The sequence below is a fragment of the Pseudomonas sp. Sample_9 genome, from assembly GCF_004307535.1.
Taxonomy (GTDB): domain Bacteria; phylum Pseudomonadota; class Gammaproteobacteria; order Pseudomonadales; family Pseudomonadaceae; genus Aquipseudomonas; species Aquipseudomonas mercuritolerans.
Window position 1 is genome coordinate 5062 of record NZ_RAZO01000152.1, and the last position, 12644, is coordinate 17705.

The window sequence follows — 12644 nt, forward strand, 5'->3', positions numbered from 1 at the left end:
AGGACGGCCCGAGCGCCGGCGTGACCATGGCCAGCGCCCTGCTCTCCCTCGCACGCAATCAGCCACCGAAAAAAGGCGTGGCCATGACCGGCGAATTGACCCTGACCGGGCACGTATTGCCGATCGGCGGCGTACGCGAGAAAGTGATCGCGGCGCGCCGGCAGAAGATTTTCGAGCTGATTCTGCCGGAGCCGAACCGGGGTAATTTTGAAGAACTGCCGGATTATCTGAAGGAAGGGATAACCGTGCACTTTGCCAAGCGGTTTGCGGATGTGGCGAAGGTGTTGTTTTGACCGGTAGCCCGTAGCCCCTCACCCCAGCCCTCTCCCCAGGGAGAGGGAGCCGACCGAGTTGGCTTGCGCTATTCATCGACCTGAAATACCGAGGCGATTATGGATGCGCTGACGCGCGCTCAGGTCGGCGTACCTCGCCAATATCCCGCGGTCAGTCCCCTCTCCCTCTGGGAGAGGGCTAGGGTGAGGGCTTGGCGTCAGTCCAGTAAACGCGGCACCCGGCTGTCACACTTTGTCTCATCTTCAGTTATGCTCGCCGTTCGTCGTAACCGCCGGAGCTGCTGACCCCATGTCCCCCACTCGCCTGTTTCTCCCCCTCGCCCTTTCCTTGCTGGCCGCCTGCGCCACGCAACCGAAACACAACGTGACCGTGGAAAAACAAAGCGAATGCCCCGTGCGGCTCAACGTCGGGCAAAACCTGATCATCAGCCTGCCAAGCAACCCGACCACCGGCTACCGCTGGGCGATTCAGGATTCGGCTGGCGGCGTGTTGCGCGCGCTCAGCCCGGAGGTTTACAGCAATCCGGAAGATGCCGGCGTGGTGGGCGCAGCGGGGGTTTCGACCTGGCGCTTCCAGGCCTTCGCGGCCGGCACCGGGCGTTTGCGCCTGACTTCGCAACAACCGTGGGCACCGGAAGTGCTGCCAGTGGAAACCTTTGACTGCGCCATTTCGGTAAATTGATCGTGTGCTGGCTGATTCTGGCGCTGATGGGCGCGGTGACGTTTCTCTACGGTGTCAGCACCCATGCGGCGTTGCTGTGCCTGTTGGTCATACCATTGCCGTTGCTGGCGCTGCTCGGCTGGCTGCACGATGCGCCGCCCAGCGACTATCGGCGCTGGATCAGTCTGGTCCAGCTACCGGCTGGACCAGTAGGGCATCGCCGCTTCGGCGTTTAATAATGATGAAAAACTTAACCAAAGTTCATAACCATAAACCGCTCAACGTATCTCGAAACGTTATAAAAACCTGTCAGGTCTGACAGTAGCCGGTATATTTCTGCCTGCTTAGTATTCCTTGGGGTTAACTCATCACCAATCTAACCAAGGAAGAACACCATGAGCTTTTTCAAGAAGAAAACTTCTGCACATCAGCTGGATCCTTTTATCTCCGTCAACTGCGATCTCAAGGCCAAAATTTCCAACCGAGTAGAGCTTTATACTCAAAACTTTGAATTCGCTCAGGACAGCAACAGCGATTCGATTGCACTGCTTGGGCGTGCCTATGAAAACGGCTTTGGCAGTTCAAAAAAAGGGATGAGCTTCGTTTTTTCCCGCAATATTCAATCAGACACTTATACCCCTGGCGCAGCGTTCCCGTTTCAAGAACTCTATTATTTCGAGTCTGGCGCCAATGACGATTTCTTGACTTTCTACACTTACAAACCTGAAAGCGGGAGTGTTTCCGTTGAGGTCGTGGCAAACAGCTCTGAACAGTTGAGCTACATTTTGAACTTTGACTTTAAAGGCAAGGACGATAGGACCGAAACTCTGCGAGTCGTTGGTGAAGCAAAATTCAATGTATTTATGCGTAGTCGGTAATTCACCCTGATGATGAATGACCAAGTCTCGCTCCTCGACTTGGTCATTCATTGCTCCTTCCCGCCATCCGCTGCACGCGCTGCCTGGCAGAGCAATATCCCCGCGCTTTATCAGACAACCCAAGCATCCGCGTCCCACTTTGGCTAAAATGCCGGCCTTTTCCACCGACACCGCCGGACACCGCCGTGAGCAAAGAACCCGATCGCCTATTCGCCCAGCCCTTGGCCCAGGTGCCTGACTTCGCCTTCAATGAAGACGTGGTGCGGGTGTTCCCGGACATGATCAAGCGCTCGGTGCCGGGTTACCCGACCATCGTCGAAAACCTCGGCGTGCTCGCCGCGCAATTCGCCCAGCCCAACAGCGTGCTCTACGACCTCGGTTCGTCGCTCGGCGCAGTCACTCAAGCCCTGCGCCGTCATGTGCGCACCGACGGTTGCCGGGTCATCGCGGTGGATAACTCGGCGGCGATGGTCGAGCGCTGTCGCGAATACCTCAACGGTCAGGATTCGATGTTTCAGGAACTGCTGCCGGTGGAGGTAATTGAGGGCGATATCCTCGCGCTGCAATTTGAGCCCGCCTCCGTAGTCGCGCTGAACTTCACCCTGCAATTCATCGCCCCGGACCAGCGCACCGCGTTGCTCTCGCGGATTCGCCAATCGTTGTTGCCCGGCGGCGCGCTGATTCTCTCGGAAAAGCTGCGCTTCAACGATGCCGAAGAGCACGCGCTGCTCACCGACCTGCACGTAGCGTTCAAACGCGCCAACGGCTACAGCGAACTGGAAATCGCCCAGAAGCGCAGCGCCATCGAAAACGTCATGAAGCCCGACAGCCTCGAAGAACACCGCGAACGCCTGCTGGCCGCCGGGTTCTCGAAAGTCGTGCCGTGGTTCCAGTGTCTTAACTTTGCCTCGTTGATTGCCTTGCCATGATTGATCTGTCCCCCCTCGCCCGCCGTCTGGCCGGTACACCGCTGGCCGAATGGGCCAACACCCTGCAAGCGCAACTCGACAAGAAAATGGACAAAGGCCACGGCGATCTAGAGCGCTGGCAAAGTGCGCTGGACGCCTTGCCGAAGATCCAGCCAAGCGAAGTCGACCTGCTCAACGGCCTGAAACTCGACACCGATTGCGACGACGACACTCGCGCACAGATGCGCACCGCGCTGATGGGCCTCTCGCCGTGGCGCAAAGGGCCGTTCGACCTGTTCGGTGTGCATGTCGACACCGAATGGCGCTCGGACTGGAAGTGGTCGCGCGTCTCCCCGCACCTCGACCTGAAGGGCAAACGCATCCTCGATGTCGGCTGCGGCAATGGCTACTACATGTGGCGCATGCTCGGCGCCGGTGCCGACAGCGTGATCGGTGTCGACCCGAACTGGCTGTTCTTCTGCCAGTTCCAGGCGGTGCAGCGTTACTTGTCCGAGCCGAATGCCTGGCACCTGCCGTTCCCGTTCGAAGACCTGCCGCCGAATCTGGAAGGCTTCGACACGGTGTTTTCCATGGGCGTGTTCTACCACCGCCGCTCGCCGATCGAGCATTTGCTGGCGCTGAAGGATTGCCTGGTCAAGGGTGGGGAACTGGTGCTGGAAACCCTGGTGGTCGAAGGCGACAAGCACCAGGTGCTGGTGCCGGAAGATCGCTACGCGCAGATGCGCAACGTGTGGTTTTTACCGTCGGTGCCGGCGCTGGAATTGTGGCTGCGTCGGGCCGGGTTCAGCGATATTCGCTGCGTGGATGTCAGCACCACGACAGTGGAGGAACAGCGCGGGACGGAGTGGATGAAGTATCAATCGCTGAGCGATTTTCTGGATCCCGAGGATCACAGCAAAACCATTGAAGGGCTGCCGGCGCCGATGCGGGCGGTTATCGTCGCCAGGAAGTAAGCGTATTTTCCCATGACCGTGGTGGGCCTACCCCTCACCCCAGCCCTCTCCCCAGGGAGAGGGAGCTGATTGTTGAGCTTTCCAAACTTGCATCCGACTCGGTATTTCAGGTCGGCGGATTTGGTCCATCCAACTCGGTCGGTCCCCTCTCCCTCTGGGAGAGGGTTAGGGTGAGGGGCTTTTGGTGCGTCTGGCGCGGAAAAACTCGGTCAGCACCGCACCACATTCTTCAGCCAGCACCCCGCCCTCATACAACACCCGGTGATTCAAAAAGCCCTGGGTAAAAAACTGCCCCTGGCTCTGCACAATTCCCGCCTTGGGTTCCAGCGCGCCATACACCACCCGCGCCACCCGCGAATGCACGATCAACCCGGCGCACATGCTGCACGGTTCCAGCGTCACGTACAGCGTACTGCCCGGCAGGCGATAGTTATCCACTGCCTGCGCAGCGGCGCGGATCGCGACCATTTCCGCATGGGCACTCGGATCGCTGGTGCTGATCGGGCAATTGAAGCCGCGACCGATGATAGCGCCATCCTGCACCAGCACCGCGCCCACCGGCACCTCACCGAGGGCGGCGCCCTGTGCGGCGAGGGTCAGGGCTTCGCGCATGAAGTCGCGGTCGCGGCTGCGGTCGATGATCGCCGCCGGGCGGATCTGGCGCATCATTTCACCTCGATCGCGGCCATCAGGCCGGTTTCCATGTGGTCGATGACATGGCAGTGGAACATCCACACCCCCGGGTTATCCGCCACCAGCGCCACTTGCGCACGCTCGTTCTTGCCCAGCAGATAGGTGTCGGTGAAATACGGAATGACTTTGTGCCGGTTCGATGCGATCACCTTGAAGCTCATGCCGTGCAGGTGGATCGGGTGCTGGTACTGGGTCATGTTCTTCAATTCGAAAATATAGCTCTGGCCCAGTTTCAGGCTGGCGATCGGTCGGTCAGCACAGGTCTTGTCGGTGATGTCCCAGGCCTTGCCGTTGATCTGCCAGAGGCTCGGCGGCTTGCCGTTGTCGACGTTGACCGACACCGAGCCGACCCATTCGAAATTGAAGTTGAGTTTCTCCGCATTGGCCAGATCCGGCTCGGCCACCGGGTTTGCCGGCAAGGCTTTCGGCCAGTCCGTCGGCGCGTCGGTGTTGGCGACTGACCGCAGCGTGCCCAGGCGCACCGGGCCGTTGCGCAGCGACAACTCTTCACCGGCCGCCGGCGCCTTGATCGCCAGGCAAATGCGCATGCCAGGGCCGAGCCAGTATTCCTTGCCCAATGGTCGTGGCTCGACAGGGTTGCCATCCAGCGCGTAGATCTTCGCTTCGACGCCAGGAATATTGATGCGATAGGTCAGGGTGTTGTCGAGATTGAGCAAACGCACCCGGGTGATCTGCCCGGCCGGCAGATCAATCACCGGCAGCGGCACACCATTGATCGTCGACAGGCGCCCGGCGGTACCGCCACGGGCCGCTTCGCGGGGGATGCTGAATTCGACGAACTGGCCTTGCTCGTCGATGTGCCAGTTCTTCAGGCTCAGGGTTTTCTCGTACTTGAAGCCGGTCGGCTCGCGTTCTTCGATGATCAGCGGCCCGACCAGCCCGCGCCCCAGTTCCTCGCTGCTGCTGACATGCGGGTGATACCAATAGCTGCCGGCGTCCGGCACGCGGAATTTGTAGTCGAAGTATTCGCCCGGCAATACCGGCAGTTGCGACACATAAGGCACGCCGTCCATTTCCAGCGGCAGGCGGATGCCGTGCCAGTGGATGGTGGTCGCCACCGGCAGGTGATTGATGAAACGCACCCGCAGCCATTCACCCTGGCGTACACGCAACTCGGTGCCCGGTGCCGACGGGCCGAACGCCCAGGCCTCGGTCTTGTGCCCCGGCACCAGCTCGACGTCGAGCGGCGCGGCGATCAGTTCATAATCGTGGCCGGCCTCGGCGTCGGCCATCTTGCCCAGCCAGTAACGCGACGCGCCTCCCGCGCCCACGCCAACGACAACAAGACCGGCCAGGCCACCGAGGATTTGGCGACGGGTAAAGGACATGAACTCAACTACCTCACGTATCAGCGACGGACCCCGAGGGATCCGCAAAAAGGCGAATACGATACACCCGCAGTTGAGAAACAGTAAGGGCGACCTGCGGCCGCACGTCTTGTCGGCCTTATGCGCGCAGCCCGGTAATCAGGTGCAGCACGCCGCCCTCAAGCGGCATGACGCCTGCCACACCGGCCACACTCAGGGCCTGACGGTCGACCCGTGCCTCGTCATGCAACGTCACCCGCACCCGGGTCAGCGCCAGCGGTTGCTGCGACTTGAGGTTATCCACACCCCCCAGCGCCGCAACAATCTCAGCGCTCAAGCCGGCAACCGGTTCGGCGACGGCTTTCACCTCATCCGGGACCAGATCCGGCGTCAGTGCTTTCCAGAATGCCTGCTGCAATTTGTCGAACATGTTCAATTCTCCATAACCGGCGAGGCAGCGATGTTGGCCTCATGAAAGCGCTGCAAGGCTTCGCGCACATCGCCAGCGCTTTCCAGGTTCGAGACCTGTTCGGCGATGATTCGACAGTCGGCCAGATTCACCTCGCGCACCGCCGACTTGATCGCCGGAATCAACGGCACGCTCACCGACAGCTCATCCACACCCAGCCCCAGCAGCAACGGTACCGCAAGGCGTTCAGACGCCATGGCGCCGCAGACGCCGACCCATTTGCCGTGGGCATGCGCAGCCTTCACCGTCATCGCGATCAGGCGCAGCACCGCAGGGTGAAAGCTGTCCGCCTGGCTGGCCAGGCGCGGATGATCACGGTCCATGGCCAGGGTGTATTGGGTGAGATCGTTGGTGCCGATGGAGAAAAAGTCCACGTGCGGTGCCAGCACATCGGCCATCAGCGCAGCGGCAGGCACTTCGATCATGATCCCCAGTTTCGGCAAGTGCATCAGTCCCAGCACCCGCGCCTCCTGCTCGAGGATCTGCCTGGCCGAACGCAGCTCGGCAAGATTGCTGACCATCGGCAACATGATGTGCAGACGCGTCAGCTCCGAGCAGGCCAGCACGGCGCGAAATTGCTCACGCAACAGTTGCGGTCGCTCAAGGCACAGACGAATGCCGCGCAGGCCGAGGAAAGGATTGGTTTCGCTGTCCATCGGCACATATGCCAGCGGTTTGTCGCCACCGACATCGAGGGTGCGCACCACCAGATTGTGCGCCGGCCCGATGGTGCGGGCGATGGCGCTGTAAGTGGCCACCTGTTCGTCATGGCTTGGCGCTTGCTGGCGACCCAGGTAGAGAAATTCCGAACGTAGCAGCCCCACGCCATTCGCGCCCAGCTCCATGGCCTGAGCGGTTTCGCCCTGCGAGGCAACGTTGGCGGTGACTTCGATGTGCTGACCGTCACGGGTACAGGCCGCCTCGCTGGCCTGGGCCAGTTCCTGCTGATGACGCTGGCGCTGTTGCGCATGCCGCGTGCGCAATTGATCAATGGACTCGGCGTCCGGGTGCAACTGCAATTCGCCTTTGTCGGCATCGAGCAGCACCCGCGTGCCGTTGCCGAGCCCGAGCATTTGCAATGGCATGCCACAGATCGCCGGCAAGCCACAGGCCCGCGCGAGGATCGCGACATGGCTGGTGGCGCCGCCGCCAACGGTGGCAAACCCAAGCACTTTGCGCGTATCGAGCCCGGCAGTTTGTGAAGGAGTCAGTTGATCGGCGATCAGAATGGTGTCGTTCGGCAACTCCAGCGTCTGCTCGTGGACACCGAGGATCAGCTTCAGCACGCGCTGGCCGACATCATCCAGATCCGCCGCGCGCTCAGCCAGCAAGGCATTGCCCAGCGAGCGAAACATCGCCGCCGTTGCATCGGTGCTGGTTTTCCAGGCAAACGCTGCGCTTTTGCCTTCATCGATCAAGGCATGGGCCTGATCCAGCAGGCTCGGGTCGGCCAGCAGCTCCTGATGCGCCTTGAAGATCTCCGCCTGCGCTAGGCCGCTGGCGGTGTCGCGCAGATGTTGCAGGGCCATGTCGGCTTCGATCAGGGCCTGGCTCAACGCCTCCAGTTCATTTGGCGGCTCGGCGCCGAACTCGTTGACCAGAAGCGACGCTTCGACGATCTGCATGACTTGGCCCAACGCCGAACCGGGCGAGGCGCAGACACCGCGCAGGATGTTCGGCATTTCTGCCGCATCGGCTTCGACCGGTGCGGGCGCTGTCACCGCTTCGCCGCAGCCTTCGCTCAGCAATCGGCCCAGCGCTTCGACGGCGGCTACGGCATCTTCACCTTCGGCGCTGACCTGCACACTGTCGCCATGGGCCGTTTGCAAAGCCATGATTGCCACCAATGATTTGCCGTTGGCTTGCGCTTGCAGCTTGTGCAGATGGATGGCCGCTGAAAATGCTTTGGCCGCTTGGGCAAATACTGCCGCCGGCCGAGCGTGCAGACCGTTGGGATTGGGCAAGTTGATCGGCTGCGAGAACACCGCATCGCCCGGCACCGGCGCTGTGTTTTCGCTGGCGGCTGCGCCGACCACGACGTCCAGCACTGGCTGGCCCACCTCGACCAACCCGGTTGAGCCAACGAGCGAATCGAACGGCTCGCCGCTGACCACCAGCATCAAGGTCAACAAACTGCGCGCGTGCAGGGCAATGTAGTCAGCATCGAAGTCGATCAGCGCCTGCCCCGCTTCGACCCGCTGCCCCGCTTCAACGCGACGGGTGAAACCTTTGCCGGCGAGATTCACCGTGTCCAGGCCGATATGCATCAACACCTGCACACCCGCGTCACTGGTGATGGTGAGCGCGTGCCCGCTGGCCTGCACATCGCTGACCACACCGGCCAACGGTGCGCAGAGCGTTGACGAAGTCGGGTCGATGCACAAACCGTCGCCGATGATCCGCCCGGCAAACACCGGGTCGGGCACCTGGTCCAGCGCCATCAGCACGCCGGATAAAGGAGCCAGCAGCTGCAATTGTTGGGGTGTGGCCATGACATCACCTGAGCTTGTATTGATTGAATGAGCGGTCGCAGCCGCTTTGCTTATTTCCACCAGTATTCAACCTGCAAGCCGACATTGGCGCCGTGCCGCGCGTTGCCGAAGGTGCCCGTGTCGGACAGTGCCGAGCCTTTGGCCAACAGGTTGGCGGCACGCTTGGCTGCCTGGTTCCAGCTGGCATAGGTGTAATACAGACGCACCTCGGGCCGCGCCCAGAATTCCGGGCCTTTGGGTGACCAAGTCGGCGCGAAGGTGAACTTGCTCAGCTTGCGCGTGCCGTCCGCCGCCTCGACCTGATCGTGCCCCAGTTCGGTCACCAGTTTGAACTGCTCGCTCAGCGCATAGGCCGGGCGCACGCCGAGTGACAGCCAGTTCTGGCCGGCGCCGCCCTGACGAATATCCTTCTGATACACCGCCTGCAATTGTCCGCCAAAACGTGGCGTCAGTTGCCAGTCGAAGAACTCGACGATGCGATAGCTCTTGTTGCGGTCATCAAGCCTGACGTTACCGGTATAGCCCAATCCGGTGCCCGGCCCTTCGCCGTATTGCAGCGCCAGTTTGTTCTTGCCACCGAAAAAGTCCTGCTGCACATGCTGGGTGGTGATCGCCCAGCCACGGTGGGCATCGCGGCTGCCGGGCTTGTCGATGTAACTCAGGCCGAACTCCAGTTCACCGCCCGGGTTACTGTTGAAACCGCCGACATTGAAGTCATGGCGGTTGATGTAATCCTTTTGGTAAAGGTTGTCCTTGCGCGAAAACGCGTAGCTGTATTTCAGGCCGCCAATCAACACGTCTTCGATGCCGCCGCCGGTGGCGCTCTGGTTCCAGTAATAGAAATCGGAGATGTGGATGTCGTTACGTTTGTAGTAGCGCCGCCCTGCCCACAGCGAACCGCCGTTGAGCGCGGGCATCGCCGACCATTGCGCATACGCCTGCGGCAAACGAATCGAGCCGTTGTCTTCCTTGAACGTCAGGCTGCGGTCGTAGCGGTTATACAGCGAGGCCATGCCGTCGACGCTCAGCACCGAGCCGTCGTCGAGGGTGTACAGATCCTGGCGCAGCTCGAGCTCGCCGTACTGCTCGCACTCGTTACCGAGGCGATATTTGGTCTGCGCGCCGGGTAACTGGAAACAGGACTGGCTGCCGCTGTTGACCGAAGTACCGACACCGCTGCGCAGATAGCCGCCGAACTCCAGCGCATGTGATGACGTGGGCATTGCCAGACAAATCCCCGCGATTGCCAGACTGTAATTTATGGTTGCTCTCATATATGCCACCCGTTGTTTTTATTGTGTGGTTGCAGGAATTCAGCGCGCACAAATCCCCCGCGCAGCGTTCTGCGTGTTTTTTCAAAGGTTGTTATTCAGTTAAAAAATCAGGGGTCGGTCAGGTGCAGCACGAAGGATTCGTAAGGTCGCAACTGCAGTAACCGCGTGCGTTGCGGACAGTCCGGGTAGTTGCTGATCAACAAGCGCTGCTCCTGGGCTTCGTCGATCAGCGCCGGTAGCTCGACCTCACAGGCAGTGCCATAGAAGTTGTTCACCACTAACAAGCGTTCTCCCGTCCCCTCGCGCAGGTACGCCCAGACCTGTGGATGCTCCGGCAACAACTGGCGATAGATGCCATCGGAGATCAACGCTTCAGTGCGGCGCAAAGCGATCAGGCGCCGATAGTGATGCAGCACCGATTCCGGGTCGTGCAACTGATGCGCGACGTTGATCTGCGCGGCATTGGCCGGCACGCCGATCCACGGTTCGCCGCGAGTGAAACCGGCGTTGTGCCCGGCGTGCCAGTGCATCGGCGTGCGCCCGTTGTCGCGGGACTTCTGCATGATCGCCGCCATGTTGTCGAGGTCGCTTGCCCCGGCTTCACGCTTGAGGCGAAAGATATTCAGGGTCTCGACATCACGGTATTGCTCGATGCTCTCGAACCCCGGATTGGTCATTCCCAATTCTTCGCCCTGATAAACGAAGGGCGTGCCCTGTAGAAAATGCAACGCGGTGCCGAGCATCTTCGCCGACAGCTCGCGGTATTCGCCGTCATTGCCGAACCGCGAGACCACGCGAGGCTGATCGTGGTTACACCAGAACAGCGCATTCCAGCCGCCGCCCGCCTGCATGCCGGTCTGCCAGTCGGAGAGAATCTGCTTGAGCTGGAGGAAGTCGAAATCGGCGCGGACCCACTTCTGCAGGTTCGGGTAATCGACCTTCAAGTGATGAAAGTTGAAGGTCATCGACAATTCTTTCGACTGCGGATTGGAGTAGCGGATGCAGTGTTCGAGGCGGGTCGAGGACATCTCGCCGACGTTGATCAGCTCATGCCCTTCGAAGACTTCACGGTGCATCTCCTGCAAGTACGCATGCACGTTAGGCCCATCGGTGTAGAAGCGCCGACCATCGCTGTCGTCCTCGGGGAAATCCGCCGGTTTCGAGATCAGGTTGATCACGTCCAGACGAAAACCACCCACACCCTTGTCGCGCCAGAAGCGCATCATTTTGAACACCTCGTCGCGGACTTTGGGGTTGTCCCAATTGAGGTCGGCCTGGGTGTGGTCAAACAGGTGCAGGTAATACTGGCCGGTCTGCGCTTCGTATTCCCAGGCCGAACCGCCGAACTTGGATTCCCAGTTGTTCGGCTGGTCGCGCCAGATATAGAAGTCGCGGTAAGGATTGTCGAGGCTGCTGCGCGCCTGCTGGAACCAGACGTGCTCGATCGAGGTGTGGTTGACCACGATATCGAGCATCAGCTTGATCCCGCGTTTTCCCGCTTCGGCAATCAGCAGCTCACAGTCGGCCATGCTGCCGTAGCTAGGATCGACCGCGTAGTAGTCGCTGATGTCGTAGCCGTTATCGCGCTGCGGCGAGCGCAGAAATGGCGTGACCCACAGGTAATCGACCCCCAGCCATTGCAGGTAATCGAGCTTGGCGACGATGCCGAGCAGATCGCCAGTGGCGTTGCCCGCATGGCTGTGAAAGCTCTTCGGGTAGATCTGATAGATCACCGAACGTTGCCAGTCTTGCATGGCGGATTTTCCTCTTGAATTTTACGATGTCGGTAGGAGCTGCCGGAGGCTGCGATCTTTCGATTTTGAAAGGCAGGATCAAAGGATCGTCCGATCGCGGCCCGAGCCTCCGGCAGCTCCTGCAGTTCGACTTCACGCGACCCGGTAACCCGGACGGACAATCTTCATGCTCAGCACGCAGGTCAGGGCAAACGGCACGAGCATGGCGATCAGCATCCCGATGACGAACATCGGGATGAACTGCGGAATGATCGAGATGAAACCGGGCAGGCCACCGACGCCAATGGCCGAAGCCTGGATCTTGTTCAGCGAGAGGAACATGCAACCTAGCGCCGAACCGGCCAGCGCGGCGTAAAACGGAAATTTGTAGCGCAAATTGACGCCGAACATCGCCGGCTCAGTGATGCCGAAATACGCAGAAATTGCCGAGGTCGAAGCCATGCTCTTGTCCCGCGCATTGCGCGTCATCCAGAAAACCGCCAGTGCCGCACTGCCCTGCGCCAGATTGGACATGACAATCATCGGCCAGATGAAAGTGCCGCCCTGGCTCGAGATCAATTGCAGGTCCACGGCGAGGAACATGTGGTGCATGCCGGTGATCACCAGGGGCGCATAAAGCAGGCCGAAAATCAGACCGCCCACCAACGGCGCCAGATCGAACAGCATCACCAGCCCTTCGGTGATATAGATGCCGATATGCCGGGTCACCGGGCCGATGATCGCCAGCGCCAGCACGCCAGTGACAACGATGGTGGTGATCGGCACCACCAGCAACTGCACGGCGTTGGGCACTCGCGCGCGCAACCATTTCTCTATGACGCTCATCACATAGGCTGCCATCAGGATCGGCAGGATCTGCCCTTGATAACCGACCTTTTCCACCTGGAACAGGCCGAGGATGTCGAAGTACGGCAGCTGCT

The 12644-nt window shown here is 60.4% G+C and carries 12 protein-coding genes and 1 pseudogene; 6 read left to right on the forward strand and 7 right to left on the reverse strand.

Going from position 1 to position 12644, the window contains the following annotated elements:
- The 6 genes and pseudogenes from D6877_RS07775 to cmoB all read left to right on the forward strand — a co-directional run.
- The coding region (locus D6877_RS07775; RefSeq protein ID WP_277751478.1) for a S16 family serine protease at positions 1 to 293 on the forward strand (293 nt) is incomplete at its 5' end.
- Between the two features lie 289 nt (positions 294 to 582).
- Complete coding sequence (locus D6877_RS07780) at positions 583 to 975, forward strand: protease inhibitor I42 family protein (RefSeq protein WP_024014192.1); 393 nt, start codon at positions 583 to 585, stop codon at positions 973 to 975.
- Between the two features lie 2 nt (positions 976 to 977).
- Positions 978 to 1142: pseudogene (locus tag D6877_RS07785) on the forward strand (lysoplasmalogenase); the annotation flags it as partial.
- Between the two features lie 207 nt (positions 1143 to 1349).
- Positions 1350 to 1832 carry a hypothetical protein gene (locus D6877_RS07790; protein WP_130910397.1) on the forward strand — a complete coding sequence of 161 codons (483 nt, stop codon included), beginning with the start codon at positions 1350 to 1352 and terminating at the stop codon, positions 1830 to 1832.
- Positions 1833 to 2017: 185 nt separating this feature from the next.
- On the forward strand, positions 2018 to 2761 hold the full coding sequence (cmoA, locus tag D6877_RS07795) for a carboxy-S-adenosyl-L-methionine synthase CmoA (protein ID WP_041479911.1): 744 nt from the start codon (positions 2018 to 2020) through the stop codon (positions 2759 to 2761).
- Positions 2758 to 3714 (forward strand): tRNA 5-methoxyuridine(34)/uridine 5-oxyacetic acid(34) synthase CmoB, encoded by a 957-nt coding sequence (gene cmoB, locus D6877_RS07800; RefSeq protein ID WP_095181720.1) that lies wholly within the window; start codon positions 2758 to 2760, stop codon positions 3712 to 3714. The genes cmoA and cmoB overlap by 4 nt, the downstream gene beginning before the upstream one ends.
- 165 nt (positions 3715 to 3879) lie before the next feature.
- On the opposite strand, the gene tadA is transcribed toward cmoB, so the two are convergent.
- From tadA to D6877_RS07835, 7 genes are all read right to left on the reverse strand, one after another.
- Positions 3880 to 4380: a tRNA adenosine(34) deaminase TadA gene (gene tadA / locus D6877_RS07805; protein WP_016773353.1), complete on the reverse strand. Its 501-nt coding sequence runs from the start codon at positions 4378 to 4380 to the stop codon at positions 3880 to 3882.
- Positions 4380 to 5756, reverse strand: coding sequence for a multicopper oxidase family protein (locus D6877_RS07810; RefSeq protein ID WP_130910398.1), 1377 nt, complete (start codon positions 5754 to 5756; stop codon positions 4380 to 4382). Before D6877_RS07810 ends, tadA begins: the two co-directional genes overlap by 1 nt.
- 118 nt (positions 5757 to 5874) lie before the next feature.
- Positions 5875 to 6165, reverse strand: a complete 291-nt coding sequence (locus tag D6877_RS07815) for a PTS transporter subunit EIIB (protein WP_130910399.1) — start codon at positions 6163 to 6165, stop codon at positions 5875 to 5877.
- 2 nt (positions 6166 to 6167) lie between these two features.
- Positions 6168 to 8696, reverse strand: coding sequence for a phosphoenolpyruvate--protein phosphotransferase (ptsP, locus tag D6877_RS07820; protein ID WP_130910400.1), 2529 nt, complete (start codon positions 8694 to 8696; stop codon positions 6168 to 6170).
- Positions 8697 to 8746: 50 nt separating this feature from the next.
- Positions 8747 to 9970, reverse strand: a complete 1224-nt coding sequence (locus D6877_RS07825; RefSeq protein ID WP_130910401.1) for a carbohydrate porin — start codon at positions 9968 to 9970, stop codon at positions 8747 to 8749.
- A 107-nt stretch (positions 9971 to 10077) separates the two neighbouring features.
- Positions 10078 to 11724, reverse strand: a complete 1647-nt coding sequence (treC, locus tag D6877_RS07830) for an alpha,alpha-phosphotrehalase (RefSeq protein ID WP_130910402.1) — start codon at positions 11722 to 11724, stop codon at positions 10078 to 10080.
- Positions 11725 to 11856: 132 nt separating this feature from the next.
- Positions 11857 to 12644: PTS transporter subunit EIIC (locus tag D6877_RS07835; RefSeq protein WP_178083647.1), on the reverse strand; the 788-nt coding region annotated here is incomplete at its 5' end.

Excerpts from the sequence above, each read along its gene's own strand:
- D6877_RS07780 (WP_024014192.1), top strand. The coding sequence starts at position 583 with ATGTCCCCCACTCGCCTGTTTCTCCCCCTCGCCCTTTCCTTGCTGGCC.
- D6877_RS07790 (WP_130910397.1), top strand. The coding sequence starts at position 1,350 with ATGAGCTTTTTCAAGAAGAAAACTTCTGCACATCAGCTGGATCCTTTT.
- cmoB (WP_095181720.1), top strand. The coding sequence starts at position 2,758 with ATGATTGATCTGTCCCCCCTCGCCCGCCGTCTGGCCGGTACACCGCTG.
- tadA (WP_016773353.1), bottom strand. The coding sequence starts at position 4,380 with ATGCGCCAGATCCGCCCGGCGGCGATCATCGACCGCAGCCGCGACCGC.
- D6877_RS07810 (WP_130910398.1), bottom strand. The coding sequence starts at position 5,756 with ATGTCCTTTACCCGTCGCCAAATCCTCGGTGGCCTGGCCGGTCTTGTT.
- D6877_RS07815 (WP_130910399.1), bottom strand. The coding sequence starts at position 6,165 with ATGTTCGACAAATTGCAGCAGGCATTCTGGAAAGCACTGACGCCGGAT.
- ptsP (WP_130910400.1), bottom strand. The coding sequence starts at position 8,696 with ATGGCCACACCCCAACAATTGCAGCTGCTGGCTCCTTTATCCGGCGTG.
- D6877_RS07825 (WP_130910401.1), bottom strand. The coding sequence starts at position 9,970 with ATGAGAGCAACCATAAATTACAGTCTGGCAATCGCGGGGATTTGTCTG.
- treC (WP_130910402.1), bottom strand. The coding sequence starts at position 11,724 with ATGCAAGACTGGCAACGTTCGGTGATCTATCAGATCTACCCGAAGAGC.